Source organism: Streptomyces sp. 5K101 (genome assembly GCF_046506645.1).
GTDB lineage: Bacteria > Actinomycetota > Actinomycetes > Streptomycetales > Streptomycetaceae > Streptomyces.
This window is the reverse complement of the sequence record NZ_JBKFFO010000004.1, coordinates 104,138-127,684: the sequence shown is the minus strand read 5'-3', so window position 1 is coordinate 127,684 and position 23,547 is coordinate 104,138. Positions and strand designations below refer to the sequence as shown.

Annotated in this window: 22 protein-coding genes and 5 pseudogenes; 18 read left to right on the top strand and 9 right to left on the bottom strand. The window is 72.1% G+C overall.

All coding sequences use genetic code 11. The features are described 5' to 3' along the window. Nucleotides 1-19: 19 nt before the first annotated feature. The 4 genes from ACLB9X_RS08925 to ACLB9X_RS08910 are packed head-to-tail and all read left to right on the top strand — an operon-like array spanning nucleotide 20 to nucleotide 4,046. Complete coding sequence (locus ACLB9X_RS08925; protein ID WP_410359716.1) at nucleotides 20-2,650, top strand: nitrate- and nitrite sensing domain-containing protein; 2,631 nt, start codon at nucleotides 20-22, stop codon at nucleotides 2,648-2,650. Nucleotides 2,651-2,670: 20 nt separating this feature from the next. Next, nucleotides 2,671-3,102, top strand: a complete 432-nt coding sequence (locus ACLB9X_RS08920) for a roadblock/LC7 domain-containing protein (protein WP_410359715.1) — start codon at nucleotides 2,671-2,673, stop codon at nucleotides 3,100-3,102. After that, on the top strand, nucleotides 3,095-3,469 hold the full coding sequence (locus ACLB9X_RS08915) for a DUF742 domain-containing protein (protein WP_410359714.1): 375 nt from the start codon (nucleotides 3,095-3,097) through the stop codon (nucleotides 3,467-3,469). The genes ACLB9X_RS08920 and ACLB9X_RS08915 overlap by 8 nt, the downstream gene beginning before the upstream one ends. Further along, complete coding sequence (locus ACLB9X_RS08910) at nucleotides 3,450-4,046, top strand: GTP-binding protein (protein ID WP_410359713.1); 597 nt, start codon at nucleotides 3,450-3,452, stop codon at nucleotides 4,044-4,046. The genes ACLB9X_RS08915 and ACLB9X_RS08910 overlap by 20 nt, the downstream gene beginning before the upstream one ends. 59 nt (nucleotides 4,047-4,105) lie before the next feature. Here the strand turns inward: ACLB9X_RS08910 and ACLB9X_RS08905 are convergent, their stop codons facing one another. Next, on the bottom strand, nucleotides 4,106-4,552 hold the full coding sequence (locus ACLB9X_RS08905; protein ID WP_410359712.1) for a hypothetical protein: 447 nt from the start codon (nucleotides 4,550-4,552) through the stop codon (nucleotides 4,106-4,108). A 64-nt stretch (nucleotides 4,553-4,616) separates the two neighbouring features. Between ACLB9X_RS08905 and ACLB9X_RS08900 the strand changes: the two are divergent. Next, nucleotides 4,617-4,862, top strand: a pseudogene (locus tag ACLB9X_RS08900) (catalase HPII); the annotation flags it as partial. Nucleotides 4,863-4,904: 42 nt separating this feature from the next. On the opposite strand, the gene ACLB9X_RS08895 reads toward ACLB9X_RS08900, so the two are convergent. Next, a complete protein-coding gene (locus ACLB9X_RS08895; RefSeq protein WP_410359711.1) occupies nucleotides 4,905-5,102 on the bottom strand; it encodes an MMPL family transporter in 198 nt (65 codons plus the stop codon). 20 nt (nucleotides 5,103-5,122) lie between these two features. Continuing rightward, nucleotides 5,123-5,464: a hypothetical protein gene (locus tag ACLB9X_RS08890; RefSeq protein ID WP_410359710.1), complete on the bottom strand. Its 342-nt coding sequence runs from the start codon at nucleotides 5,462-5,464 to the stop codon at nucleotides 5,123-5,125. A 169-nt stretch (nucleotides 5,465-5,633) separates the two neighbouring features. On the opposite strand from ACLB9X_RS08890, the gene ACLB9X_RS08885 reads away from it, so the two are divergent. Beyond that, nucleotides 5,634-6,263 (top strand): TetR/AcrR family transcriptional regulator, encoded by a 630-nt coding sequence (locus tag ACLB9X_RS08885; RefSeq protein ID WP_410359709.1) that lies wholly within the window; start codon nucleotides 5,634-5,636, stop codon nucleotides 6,261-6,263. A 108-nt stretch (nucleotides 6,264-6,371) separates the two neighbouring features. Here the strand turns inward: ACLB9X_RS08885 and ACLB9X_RS08880 are convergent. From ACLB9X_RS08880 to ACLB9X_RS08870, 3 genes and pseudogenes are all read right to left on the bottom strand, one after another. Beyond that, nucleotides 6,372-6,877, bottom strand: a pseudogene (locus ACLB9X_RS08880) (NAD(P)H-dependent oxidoreductase); the annotation flags it as partial. A 110-nt stretch (nucleotides 6,878-6,987) separates the two neighbouring features. Next, nucleotides 6,988-7,587 carry an SgcJ/EcaC family oxidoreductase gene (locus ACLB9X_RS08875; protein ID WP_410359708.1) on the bottom strand — a complete coding sequence of 200 codons (600 nt, stop codon included), beginning with the start codon at nucleotides 7,585-7,587 and terminating at the stop codon, nucleotides 6,988-6,990. A 24-nt stretch (nucleotides 7,588-7,611) separates the two neighbouring features. Further along, nucleotides 7,612-8,121: pseudogene (locus ACLB9X_RS08870) on the bottom strand (NAD-dependent epimerase/dehydratase family protein); the annotation flags it as partial. 523 nt (nucleotides 8,122-8,644) lie between these two features. On the opposite strand from ACLB9X_RS08870, the gene ACLB9X_RS08865 reads away from it, so the two are divergent. Further along, nucleotides 8,645-10,348 (top strand): lysyl oxidase family protein, encoded by a 1,704-nt coding sequence (locus ACLB9X_RS08865; protein WP_410359707.1) that lies wholly within the window; start codon nucleotides 8,645-8,647, stop codon nucleotides 10,346-10,348. A 532-nt stretch (nucleotides 10,349-10,880) separates the two neighbouring features. Then, nucleotides 10,881-12,977: an elongation factor G gene (gene fusA / locus ACLB9X_RS08860; protein WP_410359706.1), complete on the top strand. Its 2,097-nt coding sequence runs from the start codon at nucleotides 10,881-10,883 to the stop codon at nucleotides 12,975-12,977. A gap of 55 nt (nucleotides 12,978-13,032) precedes the next feature. On the opposite strand, the gene ACLB9X_RS08855 is transcribed toward fusA, so the two are convergent. Together ACLB9X_RS08855 and ACLB9X_RS08850 are read right to left on the bottom strand one after the other, a co-directional pair. Then, nucleotides 13,033-13,419 (bottom strand): VOC family protein, encoded by a 387-nt coding sequence (locus ACLB9X_RS08855; RefSeq protein WP_410359705.1) that lies wholly within the window; start codon nucleotides 13,417-13,419, stop codon nucleotides 13,033-13,035. A 290-nt stretch (nucleotides 13,420-13,709) separates the two neighbouring features. After that, a complete protein-coding gene (locus tag ACLB9X_RS08850; protein ID WP_410359704.1) occupies nucleotides 13,710-14,477 on the bottom strand; it encodes a TioE family transcriptional regulator in 768 nt (255 codons plus the stop codon). 58 nt (nucleotides 14,478-14,535) lie between these two features. On the opposite strand from ACLB9X_RS08850, the gene ACLB9X_RS08845 reads away from it, so the two are divergent. From ACLB9X_RS08845 to ACLB9X_RS08805, 9 genes and pseudogenes are all read left to right on the top strand, one after another. Next, on the top strand, nucleotides 14,536-15,738 hold the full coding sequence (locus ACLB9X_RS08845) for an erythromycin esterase family protein (RefSeq protein ID WP_410359703.1): 1,203 nt from the start codon (nucleotides 14,536-14,538) through the stop codon (nucleotides 15,736-15,738). A gap of 101 nt (nucleotides 15,739-15,839) precedes the next feature. Continuing rightward, complete coding sequence (locus tag ACLB9X_RS08840) at nucleotides 15,840-16,460, top strand: L-threonylcarbamoyladenylate synthase (protein ID WP_410359702.1); 621 nt, start codon at nucleotides 15,840-15,842, stop codon at nucleotides 16,458-16,460. An 80-nt stretch (nucleotides 16,461-16,540) separates the two neighbouring features. Next, nucleotides 16,541-16,729 carry a hypothetical protein gene (locus ACLB9X_RS08835; RefSeq protein ID WP_410359701.1) on the top strand — a complete coding sequence of 63 codons (189 nt, stop codon included), beginning with the start codon at nucleotides 16,541-16,543 and terminating at the stop codon, nucleotides 16,727-16,729. A 104-nt stretch (nucleotides 16,730-16,833) separates the two neighbouring features. Further along, nucleotides 16,834-17,724, top strand: coding sequence for an SDR family oxidoreductase (locus ACLB9X_RS08830; RefSeq protein ID WP_410359700.1), 891 nt, complete (start codon nucleotides 16,834-16,836; stop codon nucleotides 17,722-17,724). A gap of 122 nt (nucleotides 17,725-17,846) precedes the next feature. Next, complete coding sequence (locus tag ACLB9X_RS08825) at nucleotides 17,847-18,893, top strand: NAD(P)/FAD-dependent oxidoreductase (RefSeq protein WP_410359699.1); 1,047 nt, start codon at nucleotides 17,847-17,849, stop codon at nucleotides 18,891-18,893. Nucleotides 18,894-19,029: 136 nt separating this feature from the next. Then, a complete protein-coding gene (locus ACLB9X_RS08820) occupies nucleotides 19,030-19,617 on the top strand; it encodes a class I SAM-dependent methyltransferase (RefSeq protein WP_410359698.1) in 588 nt (195 codons plus the stop codon). A gap of 100 nt (nucleotides 19,618-19,717) precedes the next feature. Beyond that, nucleotides 19,718-20,287 carry a PadR family transcriptional regulator gene (locus ACLB9X_RS08815; RefSeq protein WP_410359697.1) on the top strand — a complete coding sequence of 190 codons (570 nt, stop codon included), beginning with the start codon at nucleotides 19,718-19,720 and terminating at the stop codon, nucleotides 20,285-20,287. Further along, nucleotides 20,274-21,023 (top strand): annotated as a pseudogene (locus ACLB9X_RS08810) (SGNH/GDSL hydrolase family protein); the annotation flags it as partial. The gene ACLB9X_RS08815 and the pseudogene ACLB9X_RS08810, both read left to right, overlap by 14 nt. Then, complete coding sequence (locus tag ACLB9X_RS08805) at nucleotides 20,980-21,273, top strand: alpha/beta hydrolase (RefSeq protein WP_410360078.1); 294 nt, start codon at nucleotides 20,980-20,982, stop codon at nucleotides 21,271-21,273. The pseudogene ACLB9X_RS08810 and the gene ACLB9X_RS08805, both read left to right, overlap by 44 nt. 762 nt (nucleotides 21,274-22,035) lie before the next feature. Here the strand turns inward: ACLB9X_RS08805 and bla are convergent. Beyond that, nucleotides 22,036-22,965 carry a class A beta-lactamase gene (gene bla, locus ACLB9X_RS08800; protein ID WP_410359696.1) on the bottom strand — a complete coding sequence of 310 codons (930 nt, stop codon included), beginning with the start codon at nucleotides 22,963-22,965 and terminating at the stop codon, nucleotides 22,036-22,038. 142 nt (nucleotides 22,966-23,107) lie between these two features. On the opposite strand from bla, the pseudogene ACLB9X_RS08795 reads away from it, so the two are divergent. After that, nucleotides 23,108-23,544: pseudogene (locus ACLB9X_RS08795) on the top strand (LysR family transcriptional regulator); the annotation flags it as partial. Nucleotides 23,545-23,547 lie beyond the last annotated feature (3 nt).

Sequence of the window (23,547 nt, the reverse complement as noted above, 5' to 3'; positions counted from 1 at the left end):
CTGTCGTACGAGGAATCAGATGCCAGGCACCCGCGACCGGCGGACCAGTCACAGGTCCTCCCCGCGCAGATCCATCCGACTGCCGTTCGCCCTGTCTCTTGCCGTGCCGGCGGTCCTCCTCGCCGGAGTGTGGGGGTACACCGCGACCGGACTCGTGGACGAGCAGATACACCTGCGTGACGAGGCCGAGCGCGTCACCTCCGCGGCCGGTCCCGCGCACGACGTGCTGTCCCGGCTCCAGGACGAGCGACGCCTCACCGCCGCGTGGCAGGCCGCCCGTACCAGCGCCGCCCGGACCGCCCTGGACAGCGTCCGCGGGAGAACGGACGTCGCCGTCCAGGAGTACCGCCGGACCTCGCCCCAGGGACTCGACACCACGTCGTCGAAGGACCGGGCCGGCCGGCTGAACGAGTCGCTGGACGCGCTGTTCGACCGCCGTAAGGCGATCGACGACCGCACCCTCGGCGACGACGACGCCTTCGCCTATTTCACGGACACCATCGCCGAAGCCACCGCCCTGGTCACCGCGGCCACACGGACCGACGACGGGAGCGTCGCCCACGCGGCCGCGGCCACGTCGTCCCTGGTACGGCTCACGGAGATGCTCTCCCGCGAGGACGCGCTGCTCGCCGGCGCGCTGCCCTCGGGCCGCCTGGACGCCGCGACCCGCGCCCGGTTCGGCCAGTACCTCGCGATCCGGCGCGCGGCGCTTGAGGACCTGAACACCGGTGACCTGCCCGCGAGTCAGGCCGACGCCTACGGGCGGCTCACCGAAGGGCCGCTCTGGACGCAGCTGGTGACGATCGAGGACGCCGTCGCGGGCGGTCGCGACACCGCACTGCCGAAGTCGGCCGGCGAATGGCCGGAGGCCGCCGACACCGTTGTCGAGGGACTGCAGAAGCTGGACTCCGACTCCCTCGCGCACGTGGCGGATTCGAGTGCGGACCAGGCCGACGACCTCGTGCTGGGCCTGATCCTCGGCTCCCTCGCCACGCTGGCAGGCCTCGCCGCCGTCGGCGTCCCGGCCCTGCGCGCACGGCGGGAGCTGGCCGGCCGGCTCTCCCGGCTGCACCACAAGACCGAGGACCTGGCGGGCAACCGGCTGCCCCAGCTCCTCGCCCGGCTCGAACGAGGCGAGCGGGTCGACCCCGCCGAGCTCGTGCCGCCCGCGGACCTGCCCGAGGACGACCTGGGACGGCTCGAAGCGGCGATCGACCGGCTGGCGCTCGCCGCCGTGGAGACCGTCGCCCACCAGTCCCGCGGCCGCGAGGGCATGGAAAGGGTCTTCGCCCAGCTCATCCGCCGCACGCAGGTCCTGATCCACCGGCTGATCTCCCTGCTGGACGACCTCGAGCGCAAGCACGAGGACTCGGACCTGCTGAAGGACATCTTCAAGGTCGACCACCTCGCCACCCGCGTGCGGCGGCACTCGGAGAACCTCGTCATCCTCGGCGGATCCCCGCCCACCCGCCGCATGACCGCCCCCGTCTCCATCACCGACGTGATGCGCAGCGCCGTGGCGGAGACGGAGCAGTACACCCGGGTCAAGGTGAAGAACCTGCCCCCGGGCCGGCAGGTGTCCCTCGCCGGGCGTGCCGTCGCCGACGTCACGCACCTGCTCGCCGAACTCATCGAGAACGGCACGAGTTTCTCCCCGCCCGACACCCAGGTGTACGTCAGTGCCACCAAGGTCGCCCGTGGCCTGGCCCTGCACATCGAGGACCACGGCCTCGGGATGCCGGAGGAGCACCGCGCCCGCGCCAACCACCTCCTGGTGCACCCGCCCAAGCTCGACATGATGACGCTGGGCGAGGACCCCCGCCTCGGACACTTCGTGGTGGCCCGGCTCGCCGAGCGTCACAAGATCAAGGTGGAGCTGCGCGAGTCCGTCTACGGCGGCACCCTCGCCATCGTGCTCGTCCCGACTGCCCTGTTGGAGGAGCACGACTCCCCGCTGCTGGAGCAGCTCAAGACGGCGGCCTCGGTGACCGAGCCGGAGCGGCTGGAGCCCCCCAGGCCGGCCGCGGCCGGCCTGCCCGGCGGTGACACCGTCGTGCTCAACGCGGTCACGAACGGCTCGGCGCCGGCGGGCGGCGCGGGCACCGTGCCGGTGCCGCCGCGCGTGGATCAGCACGGGTATCCCGAGTACGGAGGTGCAGGTCTGTTGCCGCCCACATCAGCTCATTCGGCCGGCGCACAGCCCCCGATGCCGGCGCAGTGGACGCCTCCCCAGGAGCATCCGGACCCCGAGGCGAGGCCGCCGGAGCCGGCGCGGTACGAGTCGGCGGCCTACGAGCCCGCGGGGTACGAGCGGGCCGGGTACGAGCGGGCCGGGTACGAGTCGGCGGCCTACGAGCCCGCCGCCTACGAACGAGCACAGGAACCGTCCCAGCCCCTGACGACCCCTCGCATCCTGCCCCAGCGGACCAAGGGAGCGAGCCTCGCGCAGCAGTTGCGCAAGGAAGCGGCGCAGGCGGAGGCCCAGGCTCAGGAGCGGGACGACGAGGAGACCGGCGGTCTCTCGCCAGGTGACTCGGCCCGCGCCATGATGGCCATCCAGCAGGGGATGAAGCGGGCGCGGATCACCGAGACGGACAAGTCGGCTGGTGCCGATGGTCAGACTGACCCGCACGACCACGGCGCCAACTAACTGTGAGGGAACATTCAGCAATGACTGATCAGGTACAAGCCGCTCCTCAGCTGGACTGGCTGCTGGACAGCCTCGTGGACCAGATCCCGGAGATCCGCTGTGCCATCGTGCTGTCCGGGGACGGCCTCCTCATCGGCAAGTCGAAGGACCTCGGCAGGGACGACGCCGAGCACCTGTCCGCCGTCGGATCGGGGATGCACAGCCTCGCCCGCGGTGCCGCCCGGCACTTCCACGGCGGTGAGGTGCAGCAGACGGTCATCCAGATGGACAGGGCGTTCCTCTTCGTCACCGCCGCGGGCCGCGGAGCGCGGCTGGCGGCCATCGCCTCCGAGGAAGTGGACGTCGGCATGATGGCGTTCGAGATGGGCACGCTGGTCAAGAAGGTCGGCAAGTACCTCAGTGCCGCGCCGCGCGTGCAGAGCTCCTTCCACGGTCACATTCAGGATGCCTGAAGCGCCGTGGTTCGACGAAGGGCAGGCCGGACGTCATGTCCGGCCGTACGCCATCACCGGCGGGCGCACCCGGCACAGTCAGCACAGCTTCGCGCTGATCACGCTCGTCGTCACACGCTTCCCCGACGAGGCCGGGCATGAACCGCTGGAGCCGGAGGCGGCCGAGATCCTGGCACTGTGCCGGGATCGCGCCGTGGCCGTCGCCGAGATCGCTGCCCACCTCGACCTGCCGGTGAGCGTGGTGAAGGTCCTCTGCGGGGACCTGCTCAACGCCTCGCTGATCCTGGTCCAGGCCCCGCCGTCGGAGACGGACAAACCGAGCGTGGAACTCATCGAAAGGGTGATGGATGCTATCCGCCAGCTCTGAGCCGATCATGCCGACGGCACTGAAGATCCTGATCGCGGGCGGCTTCGGCGTGGGCAAGACCACGATGGTGGGCTCCGTGAGCGAGGTTCCGCCGCTGGAGACCGAGGAACGCATCACCGAGGTCAGCCGGGGCATTGACGACCTGGCGGGCGTGGAGGGCAAGTACGCCACCACGGTGGCCATGGACTTCGGCCGGATCACCGTCTCCCCGGAACTGGTGCTCTATCTGTTCGGCACGCCCGGGCAGGACCGCTTCTGGTTCATGTGGGACGACCTGGCGCTCGGCGCGCTGGGCGCCGTGGTGCTCGCGGACACCCGGCGGCTCGACGCCTCCTTCGCCTCGGTGGACTTCTTCGAGGAGCGCAACATCCCCTTCGCGGTCGGCGTCAACTGTTTCGACGGCAGGCGGGACTGCACGAGCCGGCAGGTACGCGAGGCGCTCGCCCTCGACCCCACCACGCCGGTCATCCTGTGCGACGTCCGCGACCGCGAGTCCAGCAAGTCGGTGCTGCTCGCCCTGCTGGAAGCGGCGAGGGCCCAGGCCGCCGCACGCCTGGTGCCGATGGCCGGCCGCTGACCGCCTCACGGCGGCGGCCGGCCCCGGCGGCTGAGGTCCACGGCGGCTGAGGTCCCGGCCTAGCCCTCCGCGGCGGTCGCGGTCGCCGGCTCGTCGTCGAACTCCCAGGAGTCGCGCTTGAACTCGCGGAGGAAGTCCGGGTGGTCCTCCCAGTTCCTCGCGATGCGCCGCAGCACGTCCCAGTTGTGGGCGAGCGCCTGGTCGGCGATGTGCCGGATCTCCCCATCCGCCTTGTCGCGCTGCTCGAAGACCCCCTCCACCGCCGACGCGGCGAGCACGGTGGCGCGCAGGGCGCGCAGGGCACGGGAGGTGTCGTCCATCCCGAAGCCGTGCGTGCTGCCCGTCCCGGCGTCGAAGAGCGGCGTGAGCCGCGCCTCCACGAACGCCGTGATCCGCTGGAAGTGCCGGTGGTCCATCAGGGCTCCGTCTCCTGCCGCACCGGTCACCGGCACGGCATCAAGGGTGAACGCGTCGTGCTGTGCGAGCCGGTCCCCTCGGACCGGCACCGGCGCAGGATAGCCGCAGTCCTCCCGGCCCGGTTCGCCCCCCGGAATGGGGGTTACGAACCGGGACCCGGTCGCGGTCCAGCGCACCTTCGCGCCCGCCCGGTCCATCGAGTTCGACGCCCTGGTCCTGGCCGGAGCCCCTGCCCCCGCGGACGGCGCCTTCGGCGCCCGTGACGCCAAGGCGGGCGACGCCGTCGTCCGGCAGGACGTCGCAGCCGATCCGCGCGTCCTTCTGATGGTCTTCGAGGCGTACCGCCACGGAAAGGCTGTCGGCGGCTGGAACGGAGCGGCCGGCGTCCTCGCGGTCGGCCGGTGGAGCCGGCTCCGGGTGTCGTCCGGTGTCAGTCGTCCTTCAGACCGACGCGGCGTGCAGCCGGCGCAGCGGCCCGGGCGCCCACCAGTTCCGGTGGCCGAGGAGCCGCATGGCCGCCGGGACCAGCAGGCCGCGCACGATCGTCGCGTCCACCAGGACGGCGAGGGCGAGTCCCACACCGAGCAGCTTGAGGACGGCCAGCTCCGAGGTCGCCATGGCGCCGAGCACCGTGGTCACGATCAGCGCGGCCGCCGTGATCAGGCGGCCACCGTGCGGCCGTCGGGCGCGCGCAGGGCCGGATCGGCGGTGGTCCACGGCGACTGGGCGAAGACGACTCCGGGCGACTGCGCGACGCGCCGGACGAGTGCCCGTCCCGCGTCGGCGGGGGAGCCGTGGGCGAGGTCGCCGTCCGCCCGGACCACCAGGACCAGATTGGGCGCTCCGGCGCGGAACCGGTCGGCCAGGACTCGGTCGGCACGCACCGATGCGAACGAGTCGCTGGTGTAACCGCCGTTGGACAGATGCTTCTCCAGGCCCGCCCCGAGCAGCCCGGCGGCGATCGCGACGAGGGAGGTCACCAGCAGGACGGTGCGTCGCAAACGGACGAGCTGCCGAGCGAGCGAGGCGAGCAGTCCGCCCCCGGGCGGCCTGCGACCGGAGTTCGCGCGTGGGCGCACCCGTTCCGGGCAGCATGGCATCCCTCTCGCTGGAGTGTCACTCCAGTGAGATTCCCACTAGAGTCGGTATCCAGTCAAGGGAGGACGGCACATGGCGGCGGCGAAGAACACCGGGGCCCGGCTGGCCAGGACGGCGGCGAACCGTGCACGCATGCTGGAAGCGGCGCGGGACCTGTTCACCGCGCACGGCTATACGGCGACCACCATGAAGGCGATCGCCGACCGGGCCGGAATGGCGGTGCAGACGCTCTACTTCACGTTCGCCACCAAGCGGGCGATCCTCTCCGAACTCCTCGACGTGGAGATCGCCGGCGACACCGAGCCCGTCGCGACACTCGACCGCCCCTGGGCCGCCAAGGCGCTGGCCGCGCCCCCCGCCGAACAGATCCGCCTCCAAGTGGCCGCCGCCGCAGGGATCCTGGCGCGTGTCTCACCGCTGCTGGAGGTCGTCCGTTCCGCGGCCGCGACCGATCCGGAGATCGCCGAGCTGTGGCGTACCAACATCTCCCAACGCCACATCGTGCAGCTCCGGTTCGCCGACGCGCTCGACGCCAAGGCCGCGCTGCGGCCGGGGACCGACGCGGCCAGGGCCGCCGACATCGCCCTGGCCGTCCTGGCGCCCGAGACCTATCACCTGCTCGTCCACGAGCGGGGATGGTCCCCGGACGCCTGGCAGCAGTGGGCAACGGACGCCCTGCTCCACCAGCTCCTCACGCCCTGACGCTGCCTCGGGCGCCGCGAGGCAGTCCAGGAGTGCGGCGGCCTGCCGGCGCGCCTCCCGCAGCCACCTGGCGCGGGAGGCGGCGGTGGAGTCCGTGACTGTACGGAAGACGACGCGGCGCACGTCGTCGACGCCGACGTAGGGCAGCACACAGGAGGCCCAGATCCGCTCCAACGGGTCCCCGAACTCGCCCTGTTCACGGTCCTCGGGGGTGTCCGAGGTGTTCAGCACGAGAGCGCGGCCGGCGGTCAGCAGCCCCGCCGGCTCGCCCTCCGCAGTCGCCAGCTTGTACGCCACGCCCGGCGCCAGGACGCGCTGCACCCATCCCGTGAGAACGGCGGGGGCATGCCCCACCAGTTCGGGTGGACGAAGACCAGGGCGTCGAGCGTTGCCACCTCCGCCCGGTGCAGGGCCACCTGCGGATCGACGGGCGCGGAGGCCGGCGCGACCGTCCCGGTCTCCTCCGCGGCGAGCACGGGCGGGAACCCCTCGGCGCACAGGTCGTGCGCGAGCACCTCGCAGCCGCGGCCCCGCAGCTCCTCCACCACGGCATCGAACACGGCGTGGTTGAAACTCCCGGGCCGTGGATGAGCGAGATAGACCCCTGCGCGCATGGTTCCCCCTGTCGTGGACGTCGTCGTCGCCGGTCGAGCCGTTCGGGCGCGGGTGCCGGCGGAGGCGTCGTACTCCCCGCACCCGGCCCGACCGCGCAGCCGACGATACGTCAACCGGCGGGGATTACCTGGGGTGTTCTGTGCCGCCGCGATGCGCCATACGCCGTCGTCCTTCGCCAGGATGTAGAGCGGCCGGCCCTCGGGCTGGTCGTCGATCGGGCTGCCGTCGTGACGGACAGGGCCGCTGCCGCACGTTGACCGCGGCCACGTCGGGGCCGTACGAACAGCACGCGTTCGACGTCGTACGACGCGGTGGAGTGCGCCATGGCGCCCGGCAGGACCTTGTGCGTGAAGGAGCTGATCTCGTCCCACCCCGACAGGCGCATCCCGTGGGCCGTGGTCCACACCGGGTCCTGGGTGCGGAAGAGGCTCATGAACGCGTCAGCCAGCTCGGACTGCTGGGCGCGTTCGACCTCCGCGACGAGCCGGACGATGGCGTCGACGTCCTGTCGCACGTCGCCCTGGGCTCCGAAGACCTCGAAGGTGCGGTACGAGCCGTTGCGGAGGTCGTCGACCGCGCCCGGCCGGCTCGGGTTACAGCCGAGCTGCTTGCGGGCGGCGTCGCCGCTGACGCTCTGGTCGAGGGCGAGCGCGTCGGCGAAGTCGGAGCCGAGGGCCGCGGCCGCCTCGCCGCGGGCCCACGAACGCACCGCGGCACCGACGCCGGCGGCCCGTCAGGCCGCTGCCGCCAGGTCCCGTACGGGAACCGCCTCTTCGGCGACACCGTGCCAGACGGTGCCGCCGGGAGCCCGCTCGACCGCCAGGACGAAGAGGCCGGCGAGGTCGTCCACGTGGACCATCGGCCAACGGACGTCCTCCTCTCCCGCGAAGCGGGGCTCCCCGTGCTCACGGGCCAGGTTCACCAGAAGGGCCGGGATGCCGCCGCCCCGGCCGTGCACGATGCCCGGCCGGACCACGACGGCTCGCACACCGTCATCGGCGGTGGCGAGCACCCGCTGTTCGATGCGCGGCCGGTACGCCACGATGACCGGCGGGTCGGCGAGCGTGTCCTCGGTGACCGGGTCGGCACCGGTGGCGCCGAGAACCCACACGCCGCTGGTGTAGACGAAGGGGCGTCCGGTGCCTCTCAGCGGGGCCGTCAGAGCGTCGACGGCCGCGGCGTCCGTGGCTTCGTCCCCGCTCGGTGTGCCGAGGTGGACCACCGCCTCGATGTCCGGCGTTACGGCCCGCGTGAGCGACGCGGGATCGGCGAGATCTCCGGTACACCGGGCGGCAGGGGGCGGTGGAGGCGTGCGTCTGCTCCGTGTACGCGCCGGCGCGCGTCCCCCTCACTGGAGTGATGCTCCAGCAAGATCCCACTGGAGTGGTTCTCCAGTCAATGGGATTCCGTTGACGCGAGCCGTGGGCGTAACGCCGGTGCACCCGCTCGTGATTGGCCGCGCCGACCATGTGCCCGGGATCGCACGGCGCCGCCCGGAGGTCCGAGCCGGAGATACCACAGTCACGAAGCCGGTGAGTGCGGAACGGGGTCACGGCGACCGGATCGCGTACGCCCGGAGCCGATTTCGGTCAACGATCCGCCGTACACGCAGGGGCGGACAACCTCCGGCCCCTCACTCCCCTCTCACAGCGCAGACACATTGCGACCCCACCACGCCGGGGACCCGCACACGCGGCCCGGCCGCCCGGCCCCAGGCGATGGACCGTCCACCGTCCCTCAGGCACGTCCGAGAACGAGAACGAGGAATGATGACCCCAACCCCCCAGGCACGCCTCAGGCGTCCGGTGATCGCCGCTGCAGCGGCGATAGCCGTCGTCGCCGGCGTCGTCGCCGCCGCGCCCGACGGGAAGCAGGCGCAGGCGGCCCAGCCCGCACCGAAGTTCAGCCTCATCGCCGCGTCCACGTCCGTCACCCTCGACTCCTGGAAGGAGGAACCAGGCGTCTACCTCGACCTCGGTACCTACCTCACCGCGGAGAACGGCCCTCTCGAACTCAAGGTCACCCGTAAGTCCTACAAGGACCCCGTGGTCGCCACGCAGATCATCCGCGACGGCAGGACGACCCGGACGAAGACCCTTCCCGCGGGCCTGGTCAAGGACTTCTCGGGACTGCCGGGATTCGCCGAGATCACGGTCACCGACGCGGCCGGCCGGACGGTGCTCAAGAAGTCCGAGCCCTTCTGCCCGAACAACGCCTCCGGCCGGGTGCGCCCCGACGCGCCGGCCACGTCGCACTACCCCCAGAGCTGCCCGGTCAACCCGTTCACCCTCGGCTCGGTGTGGGGAATCGAGAAGGGCTGGGCCTCCAACACGTACTCGGGCTATTACTCGGAGAAGGCCGACCTCCCCGCCGGGAAATACACCGCCAAGGTGTCCGTCGCGAAGCGCTACCGCGACCACTTCGGCATCACCGACAAGCCGCAGACGATCCAGCTCACGGTGCGGGAACGCAGCTGGGACGAGGGCGGGGGCGCCGCGCGGGCCAAGCAGCACGGATCCCACGCCGCCGGGCACGCCCACCACCAGGGGCAGCGCACCGCCCCGCCGGCGGCCCCGACGAGCGGCGCCGGCCCGTCGTACAACGTGGGCCACGGCCCTTACCCGCCGGCGCCGCCCGCCCTTCCGTGGGCGCTGAAGAGGGCCGGGATCGCCGCCGCGAGGGTGGGCGACCGCACGGGGCAGACCGACGGCTCCCGCCGCGCGCCCGCCCTGAAGCCCAACGCGCAGCGGCCCACCGGCCGCGCCGCCGTCCCCGACGTCCCCAAGCCCGACCTGCGGTCGCTGCCCGCCTACGGCATCACCATCAGCGACGGGGGAGACGACGTTCCCGGCAAGGACTACCTCGCCTTCAGCGCCAACGTCTGGAACGCGGGCCCCGCCCAGCTGGTCGTGGACGGCTTCCGCTCTCCCGGCAAGAAGCTGATGGACGCCTACCAGTACTTCTACGACGCCAACGGCAAGCAGGTCGGATACACACCGACCGGCACCATGGAGTGGGACCCGCGACCCGGTCACGAGCACTGGCACTTCACCGACTTCGCCAGCTACCGGCTCCTCAAGGCGGACAAGAAGGAGGCGGTGCGCAGCGGCAAGGAGGCGTTCTGCCTGGCCAACACGGACGCCGTGGACTACACGGTGAAGAACGCCAACTGGCACCCGGACAACACCGACCTCTCCACCGCCTGCGGACAGGAGAACTCGATCTCCGTCCGTGAAGTCCTCGACGTCGGCTCCGGTGACACCTACACCCAGGACCTGCCCGGCCAGTCCTTCGACATCACCGGCCTCCCGAACGGCACGTACTACATCCAGGTGCTGGCCAACCCGGAGAAGAGGCTGAAGGAGACCAACCTGAACAACAACAGCGCGCTCCGCAAGGTCGTTCTGGGCGGCGTGCCCGGCGCCCGTACGGTCAAGGTGCCCGCACACGAGCTCGTCGACGCCAACTGACCTCTCGTCACAGGCCTCGGCCGCCCGGCGGTCGGGGCCTTCGCGTGCCCGGAGCAGGTGATGGCGCGGGTGGGCGCGGCGCGGGACGGGCTCAGACGAATAATGGGATGCCCAGGTCCTTTCCGGCTTCCTACACTCGCTCTCGCGCGCTGCCGATCACGGCAGCGCACGCGTGGTCGACGAGTGTGACGAACGAGGGGAGCCCGGCAATGTGTCACCGCACCGCTGTCGCCGTTCCCCGGTCCCGGTTCGACGTGATCCTGGTGTCTTCATGCACCCGGTGCCGGCTGCGCGGCCGCCACCGGATGTCCGCGACGAACTCCTGACCCACCGCTGACCGGTGCGCCACCGTACGGCAGTTGCCGTGCCCGGTGCGCCCCCACATGGCCGATGCCGTGATGCGTCACCGCGTGGCCGACGCAGTGCCGTCGAGCCGCGTCAGGAGATTCCGCCGGGCCCGAGCACGGGCCCGCCCTCGTCCGCACATCGCGCCGCCCTGTGAACCACAGATCACCAGGAAAGGCCTCGGGCCGTGCGTACCACCCTGCAACGTCATGCGACCAACCCGCCGACCGGCGTCCGGAACCTGGGCATCCTCGCCCACGTCGACGCCGGCAAGACCACCGTCACCGAACGGATCCTCTACCTGACCGGCACCACCCACAAGCGCGGCGAGGTCCACGACGGAACCACCGTCACCGACTTCGACCCGCAGGAGCGCGACCGCGGCATCACCATCTTCGCCGCTGCCGTCAGCTGCATCTGGCAGGAGCACCGCATCAACGTGATCGACACGCCCGGTCACGTCGACTTCTCCGACGAGGTGGAGCGCTCGCTGCGGGTGCTCGACGGCGCGATCGCGGTGTTCGACGCGGTCGCCGGTGTCGAGCCGCAGAGCGAGTCGGTGTGGCGCCAGGCCGACCGGCACGCGGTGCCGCGGATCGCCTTCGTCAACAAGCTGGACCGCGCGGGCGCCGACCTGGACACCGCGGTCGCCTCGATCCGCGAGCGACTGCACACGGTCCCGCTCGTCGTTCAGCTGCCGATCGGACGGGAGGACGAGTTCACCGGCGTGGTGGACCTGCTGCGCATGCGTGCCCTCGTATGGGGCGGGGGACGCGACACCGTCGAGGAAGGTCCTGTGCCCGACTCCCTGCGGGACGAGGCGCTGCGGCGCCGCGGCCTCCTGGAGGAGACGGTGGCGGAGCTGCACCCGGCCGCGCTGGAGGAGTTCTGCGGTGAGGGGAGTCTGTCCGCGGCGACCCTCGCGTCGGCGCTGCGCGATCTGACGCTGGGCGGTGAGGGCGTGGTGGTGCTGTGCGGTTCGGCCTACCGCAACCGCGGGATCGAGCCGCTGCTGGAGGCCGTCGTCGCCTATCTGCCCTCGCCCGTGGACGTTCCGGCGGTGCGCGGGGCCCACGCGGGGGCGGTCGAGGAGCGCGTGGCCGATCCCGGCGAACCGTTCGCCGCACTCGTCTTCAAGGTGAACTCGACCGCGACGGGACGCCTGACCTACCTGCGCGTGTACGCGGGAACGATCCGGAAGGGGGACACCGTGCTCGACGCGGGCGCACGCCGCAGCGAGCGGATCGGGCGCATCCTGAGGGTGCAGGCCGACCGGCACGCCGAGGTGGACCACGCGGTGGCCGGGGACATCGTCGCCGTGATCGGGGTGAAGAGCGCCCGCGCCGGGGCCACCCTGTGCGCGCCTGCGGCCCCGCTCGTGCTCGAACCGCCCACGTCGGTCGCCCCGGTCGTCTCGGTGGCGGTCGAGGCCCGCAGCAGTCTCGACACCGACCGGCTGGCCTCGGCACTGGCACGTCTGGTCGAGGAGGACCCGTCGCTGGCGGTGCGGACCGATCCCGAGACCGGACAGACCGTGCTGTCGGGCATGGGCGAGCTGCACCTGGAGGTCGCGGTGGAGAAGATCCGTCGCGCCCACGGGCTGGAGATCGGCGTCGGCCGGCCGCAGGTGGCCTATCGCGAGACGGTCGTCCGCGGTGTGTCGGGTCTGGTGCACCGGCACGTCAAGCAGGACGGTGGAGCGGGCCAGTTCGCCCATGTCGTCCTCGACGTGGCGGCGCTGGAGACACCCGACGACCCGTCCGGCGGCGCGGCGCACTTCGTGTTCCGCTCGACCGTCACCGGCGGACGGGTGCCGCAGGAGTACGTCCGCGCGGTGGAGTCCGGCTGCCGGGACGCGCTGGCCGAAGGTCCTCTCGGCGGTCACCCGGTGACCGGTGTGCGGGTCACGCTGACGGACGGGGCCACCCATCCCAAGGACTCCTCCGAGATGGCGTTCCGCACCGCCGGCAGGTTCGCGCTCCGCGAGGCGCTGCGCGCGAGCGTGATGGCGCTGCTGGAACCGGTGGTCGAACTCACCGCCACCGTGCCCGACGACGCCGTGGGCGGCGTGCTCGGTGACCTGGCGGCACGGCGCGGCCGGGTGTCGGGCCAGACCGCCCGGGCCGGCACAGCGGTCGTCACCGCGACCGTGCCGCTCGCCGAACTGTTCGGCTACGCGTCCCGGCTGCGCAGCCGTACCCAGGGCCGTGGGACCTTCACGACCCGGGCCACGGGTTACGCCGTCGTACCGGCGGCGACGGCCGAAGCGGTGCTGTCGGCTTAGCTCACCTGCGGGCCCCGCCCGTCCGTCACTGTCCGGGCGGGCGGGGCCCACCGGCTCAGTGTTCCTGCAGCACGGAGAGGACGTTCCCGGCAGGGTCCTTGAACCAGGCGATGGTCGGGCCGCCGGTCGCCCGCACGATGCCCTTCTCGTCGGCTTCGAATTCGGGATACCTCTCGAAGGTCACCCCGCGCCGCCCCAGCTCGTCGACGACGGCGCCGACGTCGTCGACCTGGAAGTTGAGGATCGTGAAGTCGGCCGGCCGGTGGTTGTGCTTGGGGTAGACGAGCACACGCGCCCCGCTGCCCAGGGTGAGGGACAGCTGACGCATGTCTCCCTCACCCGACTCCTCGACCTGCAGACCGAGTGTGTCGCCGTAGAACTGCCTGGCCGCGCTGAGGTCGTTCACCGAGAAGCCGCTGAACGCCTTGGTGTTCCTGAACATCGCCGTGCTTCCTTCCGCCATGGCCGATATCTGCCCCGGGCCACGTCACACCAGGTGTGCCGCTCGCCGCCGGGTACGCCACGCGGAAGGGTCCGGATGGTCGCCGTGGGTCACCCGCACGGGGCCGGAGCGGTCGGCCCGTCGCGGGCGCGGCAGACGAGCGCGCAGGTCGCCCGCTCATCAAGTGACGTACTACTGCGGGCGGTTGATGTATGGACGCCGCCCGGACGGGGCGGCGTGTGACGGCTCGTGATCCTGCGCACCGTTGGTGACGGCCGGCGACCGACGTCTCATCCGCGCTTGCGGAGGTACGCCTCCAGCTCGGCGGCCCCAGCCAGCATCGCCCGCCCGCGGGCGGACAGCCGGCCGCGCCAGTCGTGCAGTGCGGCCTCCAGCGGCTCCAGGCCGCCGGCCGCCCGCACCTGGGCGATCAGTGGGGCGATCTGCTCCAGCAGGTAGCCGCCCCGCCTGAGTTGGTGGGCCAGCCGGGCGTCCCGTACGTCGGCCTCGTCGTACACGCGGTACCCGGTCAGCGAATCGCGGCGCGGGCGCACCAGCCCGGCACGCTCCCATGAGCGCAGCGTCGCAGGTCGGATGCCGAGCTTCCCGGCGAGCGGCCCGATGAACGTGCCAACGGGCCCGGACGCCGCGGCCGGTTCGGACCTCGGGGCCGGTTCGGACGCCGGGGCCGGTTCGGACGCCGGGGTGGGCTTCAGGTCGCGGAGGGCGCTCTCCACGGCCTCGAGGGTCCGGCGGTCGTCGAGGAGCTGGACGTGGCCGGCGTCGATGAGGCGGAACGCCTCGTCGACCGCGCCTTCGTTCACGGCCCGCATGATCGACGCCGCCGTCTGGTGGCCGTGGCCGGGCACCAGGGCGAGGAACGCGCGCAGGGCACTCGCGTGCACTGGCGTATAGGTGCGGTAGCCGTGGGGTGTGCGCCCCGCGGCCGGAAGGATGCCCGCCTCCTCGTAGTTCCTGATCGCCTGCGTGGAAAGCCCGTGCCCGCGCGCCAGATCAACCGGCCTGAGCCGCTCGCCGTTTTGAAGGTCTCGCGCCATGGTCCTGTCGAAATCGCGGGAAAGTTTCAACCGTAGGTTCAACGATAGCGTTGACGGCATGGCGACTGACATCAAGGACACCGCCCATGCCGTCGACGCTGCCGCCGTCATGAGGCTGCTCCCGGCCCGGCCGCGGCTGCTCGCCCTGGGCGAGCCCACCCACGGTGAGGACACTCTCCTCGACCTTCGAAACCAGCTCTTCCGGCAGCTCGTCGAGGAGGAGGGCTACCGGACGATCGCGATCGAGAGCGACTGCATGAGGGGCCTGGTCGTGGACGAATACGTCACCTCGGGCACGGGCACCCTCGGCGAGGTCATGGAGCGCGGCATCAGCCACGGGTGGGGCGCGTTCGAGGCCAACCACGAGCTCGTGCGCTGGATGCGCGCCTACAACGACGGCCGGCCCGCGTCGGAGCGGCTCCGCTTCGCCGGATTCGACGGCCCGCTGGAGATCACCGGCGCCGCGAGCCCCCGCCAGGCCCTCACCGCTCTGCACGACTACCTCTCGGCCCGGTTGGACGCAAACCTGCTCCCCTGCACCGCGGAAACACTCGACCGCCTGCTCGGCACCGACGACCGGTGGACCGATCCCGCCGCGATGAGGGACCCGGCGAAGTCCGTGGGGCAGTCGGCCGAGGCCGGTCGGCTGCGGCTGCTCGCCGACGATCTGGGGGAGCTGCTCGACGAGCAGATGCCGCACCTGATCACGGCGACCTCACGGGACGACTGGGACCGGGCGCGCCTGTACGGGCGCACCGCGACCGGCCTGCTGCGCTACCACCACTGGATGGCCGACACCTCACCGGCCCGCATGACCCGGCTGGTGGGCGTGCGGGATTCGATGATGGCCCACAACCTCCTCGCCGTCGCCGCTCGCGGCCCGGCACTCGTCCACGCCCACAACTCCCATCTCCAGCGGGCGAAGAGCACGATGCGGATGGGCGGGACGCCGCTGGAGTGGTGGAGCGCCGGTGCGCTGGTGAGCGCCCGGCTCGGCGAGGAGTACGCCTTCGTGGCCACGGCCCTCGGCACGATCCGGCACCAGGGAGTGGACACGCCGCCGCCGGACACCGTCGAAGGGCTCCTGTACGCGCTCCCGGAGGACCGCTGCGTGATCGACGCCCCGCGGCTGGCCACGGCCCTCGGCACCCCGCGGCCCGCGGCCCGCGTTACCCCCTGGTTCGGCTACGCCCCGCTCGACCCGGCCCGCCTGGCGGACAACGACGGCATCGTGTTCGTCAAGGACGTCCGGCAGAGCTAGTGCCACCATCAGCGGTCCGGCCTGCGCGCTCGTGTCGCCGAACCGGCCGCTCCGGCTCCGGTCCTGGGGACCGATCGGCGGGCGGGCCGTAGACTCGGCGGATGGCGAAGTACTTCGACGTGCATCCGGACAATCCTCAGCGACGCGTCATCACCGGTTTGGCCGACAGCATCCGTTCCGGCGCGCTCGTCGCGTATCCGACGGACTCCTGCTACGCCCTCGGCTGCCAGCTGGGCAGTCGTGACGGCATCACCAGGATCCGGTCGATCCGGAACCTGGACGACCGTCACCACTTCACCCTCGTGTGCCAGAACTTCGCGCAGCTGGGGCAGTTCGTGCAGATCGACAACGACGTGTTCCGCGCGATCAAGGCGGCGACGCCCGGCAGTTACACCTTCATCCTGCCTGCGACGAAGGAGGTGCCCCGCCAGCTGCTGCACCCGAAGAAGAAGACGGTCGGAGTCCGTATCCCCGACCACGCGGTGACCCAGGCCCTCCTCGCCGAACTCGGCGAGCCGCTGCTCTCCAGCACCCTGCTCCTGCCCGACGAGGCCGAGCCGCTGACGCAGGGCTGGGAGATCAAGGAGCGGCTCGACCATGTCGTGGACGCCGTGGTCGACTCGGGCGACTGCGGCACCGAGCCGACCACGGTCATCGACTTCTCCGGCGGGGAGGCGGAGATCGTCCGCAGGGGAGCGGGCGACACGGCTCGTTTCGAGTAGCCGGAGCAGGTGCGGGCACCCGTCCGGTGACAGCGCCGGGCCGACGGCCCGGCGCGCGAGACACGGGACGGGAGACGGCGATGGGCCACGACAGGACGCACCGGCAGCACGCACCGCGGACGGCCGCCGAGGAGGTCCGGCAGGAGTTCGAGGACGCCGAGACGACGGTGCCCGAGGACGACAGCGGTGACCGCGAGGCGGCGGACGCGCTGCGACCGGCGGAGCGGCCCCAGAAATCCGTGCAGAGGCCCGATAAGAGGCGTCGCTGAGCGGCGGTACGGGGGAGTGGTAAGTGCCGGTTTGCGGGTATTTCCGGCGGGTCGGAGGGTAGGCGGGTGACGCCACCGCCGCAGCCGAACCGAAGGAGACCCCCGTGCGCGACGACAACGGTGCCGGCCGGGACCCCGGAGCCGAGCACCCCCGGCCCGACTTCCCCCAGCAGGACCAGGAGCATCCAGGGTGGACCGGGCCGATGGACCCGCCGCCCGATCACGGCGAGGAGAGCTACCGGGGCAGCGGCCTGCTCCGGGACCTGAAGGCGGTCCTCACCGGAGGCGACTCGGGCATCGGCCGCGCTGTCGCCCTCGCGTTCGCGCGCGAGGGAGCGGACGTGCTGTTCACCCATCTGCCCGAGGAGGAGGACGAGGCCCGGCAGACGCGGGCCCTCGTCGAGGACGCCGGGCGCAAGGCCGTACCGGTGGCCTGCGACATCCGCGAGGAGGAGCAGTGCCGCCGCCTGGTCGAGCGGGCCGTGGACGAGTTCGGCCGCATCGACATCCTGGTGAACAACGCCGCCTATCAGATGTCACAGCCCGACGGCATCGGCGCCATCACCACCGAGCAGTTCGACCGGGTGATGCGGACCAACCTGTACGGCATGTTCTGGTTGTCGAAGATGTCTCTGCCGCACATGCCGAGGGGCGGCTGCATCATCAACTCCACGTCCGTGCAGGCGTACAAGCCCAGCCCTCATCTGCTGGACTACGCCATGACGAAGGGCGCGATCGTCACGTTCACGCAGGGGCTGGCGCAGATGGTGGCGTCGGACGGCATCCGGGTCAACGCCGTGGCGCCCGGGCCGGTGTGGACACCGCTGATCCCCGCGACGATGCCGGACACCGTCGAGTTCGGGAAGCAGTCCCCGCTGGGCAGGCCGGCGCAGCCGGCCGAGATGGCGCCCGCGTACGTCTTCCTCGCCTCGCCCCGGGCGACGTACATCACGGCGGAGATCGTCAACGCGACGGGCGGCACCCCGCTGCCGTGACCCGCAGCGCGTGAGTCACCGAGCCGGCGGGGTCGAGGCCCATGGCCGACTTTTGCCGTTCCGGCAACCATGCTTGCGGCTGTGGCCTCGCCCCTCGCACCGTGGTCGCGGAGGTGGTCACGGTGACCGATGAGCTGAGAAACGGCTATGACGTGGTGGTGCTCGGCGGTGGCGCCGCCGGCTTGAGCGGGGCGCTGATGCTGGCCCGAGCGCGGCGGTCGGTGGTGGTGATCGACTCGGGCTCCCCGCGCAACGCCCCGGCCGGGGGTGTGCACGGGCTGCTGGCGCGGGACGGTATGCCGCCGGCCGAATTGCTGGAGCGCGGGCGGGCGGAGGTGCGCGGCTACGGCGGTCACGTGGTGACCGGCGACGTCGCTGACGTGACGCGTGACGACGGGCTGTCCCTCGGGTCAGGGTCGGCACGGGACTTCGAGGTGACGCTGACCGACGGCCGGTCCGTCCGGGCGCGCCGGCTGCTGGTGGCCACCGGGCTGGTCGACGAACTGCCCGACGTGCCGGGGCTGCGCGCCCGATGGGGCCGGGACGTGCTGCACTGCCCCTACTGCCACGGCTGGGAGATCCGCGACCAGGCCGTGGGCGTGCTGGCCGGCGGGCCGCTGTCGGTGCACCAGGCCCTGCTGCTGCGGCAGTGGAGCGACGACGTCACCTTCTTCAACCACACCATGCCGTCGCCGGCCGGTGAGGAGGCGGAGCAGCTGGCCGCCCGGGGCATCCGCGTGGTCGAGGGCGCAGTGGCGTCCCTGGAGATCGCCGACGACCGCCTCGTAGGGGTGCGGCTGGGTGACGGCACCGTGGTCGCCCGTGAGGCACTGGCGGTCGCGCCGCGGATGGTGGCGCGCGCCGGTTTCCTGGCCGCGCTCGGACTGCGTCCGGTGGCGCACCCGTCGGGGGCCGGTGAGCACATCCCCACCGACGCGTCCGGCCGCACCGACGTGCCGGGGGTGTGGGCCGCAGGCAACGTCACCGACCTCGTCGCCCAGGTCGGCGCCGCCGCCGCGACAGGCGCCGCAGCGGCGGCCCAGATCAACGGCGACCTCGTCGCCGAGGAGACCCGGCAGGCGGTCGCCGCCCGCCGCGACCCGTTCTCACCAGAGTCCGAAGCACGCGTCTGCGAAGCGGTGGCGGGCAACCGTCGCCACGGTCTGTGAGCCACGGAGAGGAACGGCTGTGTCCAAGGGAGGAACGGGCGTGTCCGAGGAAGGAACGGGAGCGTCCGAGGCGGGAACGCGTGTGACCGGGGCATTCGGCAAGGAGTTCTGGGAGTAGCGCTACCGCGATCACCCAGTGGCCGGCGCCAGGCGGCCCAATCCGCAGCTCGTCACGGAGCCCGGCACTCTGCCACCGGGCAGGGCACTGGACGCGGGCTGCGGCGAAGGGGCCGACGCCATCTGGCTCGCCTCGCGCGGCTGGTGCGTCACGGCCGTGGACATCGCCGCCACCGCGCTGGGCCGGGCGCGCGAGCACGCCGAGGCCCTCGACGCCGCCGCGGCGAGCCGGATCGAGTGGATCGAGGCCGATCTGACCACCTGGACGCCCGCCGCCGCACACTTCGATCTGGTCTCCACGCACTACGTGCACCCTGCGGGGGTGCGCGACGCGCTGTTTCGCCGCCTGGCCGCATCGGTCGCGCCGGGCGGCACGCTGCTCGTCGTCGGCCACCATCCCTCGGCGCCCCAGGAGCCCGTCGCGCACGCCGCGTCCCGCGAGGTGCACTTCACCGCCGAGGACGTCGCGGCGGGACTGGACCCCGACCGGTGGGAGATCGTCGTCGCCGAGGCCAGGGCGCGATCGGTCGCCGCCCACGACGGCCGCGAGACCGTCCTGCACGACGCCGTACTGCGAGCCCGCAAGCGGCTCCGCGGGCAGGCCTAGGGGCCATCGGACACCGGGCCTGTCCCTCATACTCAAGAATCTGACTAGTCTTATGCATGAGTAACTCCCCCATGGTGGGGGGAAGGGAGGGGCTGGTCCGATGGCTTTGAAACACGCGGTGCTCGCCGCGCTGCTGGACGGCGAGTACAGCGGATACCAGCTGGCGAAGGCGTTCGACATCGGCGTCGCGAACTTCTGGCACGCCCTGCCTCAGCAGATTTACGCCGAGTTGGCCAAGCTGGAGAGGGAAGGACTGGTCACAGGGCGTCAGGTGGTGCAGGAGACCCGCCCCAACAAGCGCCTGTTCCAGGTGACCGACGCCGGTGTCGCGGAGCTGGAGCGCTTCGCCGCGGCCCCGTCGAAGCCCGCGTTCATCCGCGACGACCTGCTCGTGAAGGTCCAGGCCGTGGACCGCATCGGCACCGGGCCGGTGATCGAGCAGCTGGAGCAGCGGGCGTGCGCGGCCGAGTCCAAGATCGAACTGCTCGGCGCGCTGCTGCGGCGACTGCGCGGGGACGCGGACGAGGAGGAGTTCCTGCGCCGGGGCGAACGCATCGGCCCGTACCTCACCTGCCTGCGCGGCCTGGCCTTCGAAGAAGACCACCGGGACTGGTGCCGGCGCATCGCGGGTGTACTGCGGAAAAGGCAGGCGTCCCGTGCCCGGAGCTGAATACGTGCGCTACGTCGCCCTGGGCGACAGCCAGACCGAGGGGCTCGGTGACGGCGACGACTCCATGGGCCTGCGGGGCTTCGCCGACCGGCTCGCCGAGCACCTCACAACCGTCAACCCCTCCCTCCTCTACGCCCATCTGGGCGTACGGGGCCGTCTCGCCGGCCAGGTCCGTGACGAACAGCTGCGGCCCGCCCTGGCCTTGCGCCCGGATCTGGTCACCGTCGTCGCCGGAGTCAACGACCTGCTCCGGCTCCGGTTCGACGCGGCAGAGGTGGCCGGGCACCTGGAGGAGATGTTCGCCGCGCTCACGGCCGCCGGCGCCCACGTGGCCACGCTCACCTTCCCCGACGTCGGGAAGATCGCGCCCCTGGCCCGGCCGCTCAGGTCCCGTGTCGTCGATCTCAACGCCTGTATCCGCGCCGCGGCCGCCCGTCACCACGTCACGGTGGCGGACACCGACCGGCACGCCGTCGCCACCGACCCGCGACTGTGGACAGCGGACCGACTCCACGCGAGCCCTCTCGGCCACGAGCGGATCGCCGCGGCCGTGGCCCACGCCCTTCAGCTGCCGGGAAGCAGCGACGCCTGGACGCTCCCGCTGCCGCCCCTGGCGGTCGCCACCGGGCGGCAGGCCCTGGCGGCGGAACTGTGCGCCTCCGGCGCCACGGACGGCGGCCGGCCATCCCGAGATCGCCGCGTTCGCCCTTTCCGGGGTGACGGCCCGCGATGTCGCGGCAGCGGCGCCCGGGGGCACCCGGCTGGTGGCGTCGGACAACGATCCCTACTGCCCGGAGGGCGCTCCGGCCGTCTTCGCGACGCCGCTGGGACTGGACAGCGACCTCCTGCCCGGCGGCGCGCATCTGGACCTCGACGCCGGGTACGGCCCCTGGCCGGCCGTGCTCGACTGGTGCCGGGACACGACGGCGGTGCGTGTGGTAACGGCGGCCTTCTCGCCCGGAGCAGACCACGGCGTCGCCGGCTGAGCGCCCGAGTGTCGGTCACGAGCTCTTCAGTGCCGCGCTGAAGGCGTCCATGCAGGAGGAGCAGTAGCGTTCGACGGCTGCCTCGAGCTGGGGTGCCGCGGCTGGGGACAACTCCAGGGGGACTCCGCACAGGGGACTGGCAGGCGTTCCCTTGCTGATGACATGCCAGATCAGTTCGCCTCGGTCGGCTGTGGCCTCGGCGCGCATCTCGTACATCGGCGTGCCTTTCTCTCGCGGGCCCGACAAACGGCCCGTCCCCATGGGAGCCCGTCTCGGCCGAACGGACCAACGGAGAGGGCCGAACGGGGGAAAGGGGGCGGAAGAGGTTTACCGGCCCGTGGCCGGGTGACCTGGCGGGCCTGAGACCCAGCCTCCGGACCGGCCGGCCAGGGACCCACCTCCACGGTGCCACGCCGTGCCGGACACCGCCGGGTGTCCCGTTTCGTCGCTTGCAGGCGGGCCGACGCGGGACGGCGCCCGGCAGCGGGGTTCCACGGCCGGGCCGCCGCCGGGCCTGGCCTGCGGGCACGGACCCTGGAGGTGTGATGGCCAACGTCGATCCCGTATGAAGCCGGTCACGGTGAGGCGCGGCGGTCGGTCACGTCGCCGCTGCGATGCGGTCGGTGACCGCAGGCGGACAGGCGTCCACCAGGGGCGAGTTGAGCACCGCACTGCGTGGAGACCCGGTTCGCTCCGTGACCGGCCTCGGTCCGACCCACCACTCACTCCTCGCGCGGCCGGTGACGCGGGACGCGCCTCCCGCTACGACAGGGTGTCGGTGACCACCGACGCCGCTTCCGCGATCAGCCTGTTGTCGAACTCCTCGTCCGCCGCGTCGCGGTTCGACATGATCGCCACCACGATGGGCGCGGCGTCGGGAGGCCACACGACGGCGATGTCGTTGCGCGCGCCGTACCCGCTGCCCGATCCGGTCTTGTCACCGACCACCCACCCCTTGGGCACCCCGGCCCTGATCAGCTCGTCGCCGGTCCTGTTGGTCCGCAGCCACGTGGTGAGCTGCGCGCGTTCGGCCTTGCCCAGGACGTCTCCGAGGACGAACGCGCGCAGGTTCCCGGCCATCGCCCGCGGCGTACTCGTGTCCCGCGTCTCGCCCGGCGTCCATCGGCTCAGCTCGGGCTCGCGGCGCTCCATCCGGGTGACGTCGTCGCCCAGTTCCTCCAGTACGGCGTCCAGGCCCTTCGGCCCGCCGAGTCGGTCGAAGAGCAGGTTGGCCGCCGCGTTGTCGCTGTACCGGACAGCGGCCTCGCACAGCGCCCGCAGGGTCATTCCGGTCCCGACGTGCTTCTCGGTCACGGGGGAGTGGTGGATCAGGTCGTCCCTGGAGTACGTGATCACCTGGTCCATGCCGCCCGGCGAATGCTTGCGCAGCACCGCGCCCGCGGCCAGCGCCTTGAACGTGGAGGCGTAGGGGAACCGTTCGCCGTCCCGGTAGGCCACCTCGCGCCCGGTGCCGGTGTCGACGGCGTAGACGCCGAGGCGCGCGTCGTACCGGCGTTCGAGTTCCTCGAAGGCGCCGACGAACGGCTTCGCGGCCGTAGTCGCCCTCGTCGCGTGCGTGGAGGGAGCCGACGAGGCGGGCGGACCGCCGCCCTGACCGCAGGCGGCCAGCGGGACGAGCGCGAGCAGGGCGAGGGCGCCGACAACGGTGTGCCGGACACGGGTGTGCCGCATGGTGCGAACCTCCGAAGAGCCCTGCGGGCAGGGCGGATGAGGGGATGGAACAGCACGGCCCCATCCCGGTGCGTGGTCGTGTGTGCCGGGACCACCCTCGCGTCGCGCTGCCGTGCGGTCCAATGCACTCGTGCGCGGTTCCATGCTGATCCGGCATAGAGTGCGGGCTGTGGATCTGGTGGAGCGTGTCGCGCGTTCGTGAGCGTCAGTGAGCGCGGCAGTTTCACCGTCGGGGCGGCGGCCGCCCGGATGTCCCAGTCGGTGGCCAGCCGCCGCATCGCCGCTCTGGAAGAACGCTTCGGTGAGCGGCTGTTCGAGCGCACATCACGGCGGGCCGTGCTCACCCCCTTCGGCCGGGACATGCTGCCGGTGGCGAGACAGCTCGTACAGGCTGCCGAGGTGCTGCTGCACGAGGCGGAAGCGGCCAAGGCCAAACCGTGGCGGCTCGCGGTGCCCGGCATCTGTTCCACGGCGGCCCTGGCCCTCCTGGTCGCCGAGGCGCGCGGGCGCGGCGTGACGCTGGACCTCCGCGTCGCCGCACCGGCGCAGCGCAGGGAGCTCGTCCACGCGCAGAAGGTAGCG

Bases quoted from the DNA above. Each gene is read 5' to 3' on its own strand.
- ACLB9X_RS08910 (WP_410359713.1), top strand. From the start codon at position 3,450: ATGCTATCCGCCAGCTCTGAGCCGATCATGCCGACGGCACTGAAGATC.
- ACLB9X_RS08925 (WP_410359716.1), top strand. From the start codon at position 20: ATGCCAGGCACCCGCGACCGGCGGACCAGTCACAGGTCCTCCCCGCGC.
- ACLB9X_RS08840 (WP_410359702.1), top strand. From the start codon at position 15,840: ATGGCGAAGTACTTCGACGTGCATCCGGACAATCCTCAGCGACGCGTC.
- ACLB9X_RS08915 (WP_410359714.1), top strand. From the start codon at position 3,095: ATGCCTGAAGCGCCGTGGTTCGACGAAGGGCAGGCCGGACGTCATGTC.
- ACLB9X_RS08855 (WP_410359705.1), bottom strand. From the start codon at position 13,419: ATGTTCAGGAACACCAAGGCGTTCAGCGGCTTCTCGGTGAACGACCTC.
- ACLB9X_RS08815 (WP_410359697.1), top strand. From the start codon at position 19,718: ATGGCTTTGAAACACGCGGTGCTCGCCGCGCTGCTGGACGGCGAGTAC.
- ACLB9X_RS08920 (WP_410359715.1), top strand. From the start codon at position 2,671: ATGACTGATCAGGTACAAGCCGCTCCTCAGCTGGACTGGCTGCTGGAC.
- ACLB9X_RS08835 (WP_410359701.1), top strand. From the start codon at position 16,541: ATGGGCCACGACAGGACGCACCGGCAGCACGCACCGCGGACGGCCGCC.
- ACLB9X_RS08885 (WP_410359709.1), top strand. From the start codon at position 5,634: ATGGCGGCGGCGAAGAACACCGGGGCCCGGCTGGCCAGGACGGCGGCG.
- bla (WP_410359696.1), bottom strand. From the start codon at position 22,965: ATGCGGCACACCCGTGTCCGGCACACCGTTGTCGGCGCCCTCGCCCTG.
- ACLB9X_RS08845 (WP_410359703.1), top strand. From the start codon at position 14,536: ATGGCGACTGACATCAAGGACACCGCCCATGCCGTCGACGCTGCCGCC.
- ACLB9X_RS08865 (WP_410359707.1), top strand. From the start codon at position 8,645: ATGATGACCCCAACCCCCCAGGCACGCCTCAGGCGTCCGGTGATCGCC.
- ACLB9X_RS08850 (WP_410359704.1), bottom strand. From the start codon at position 14,477: ATGGCGCGAGACCTTCAAAACGGCGAGCGGCTCAGGCCGGTTGATCTG.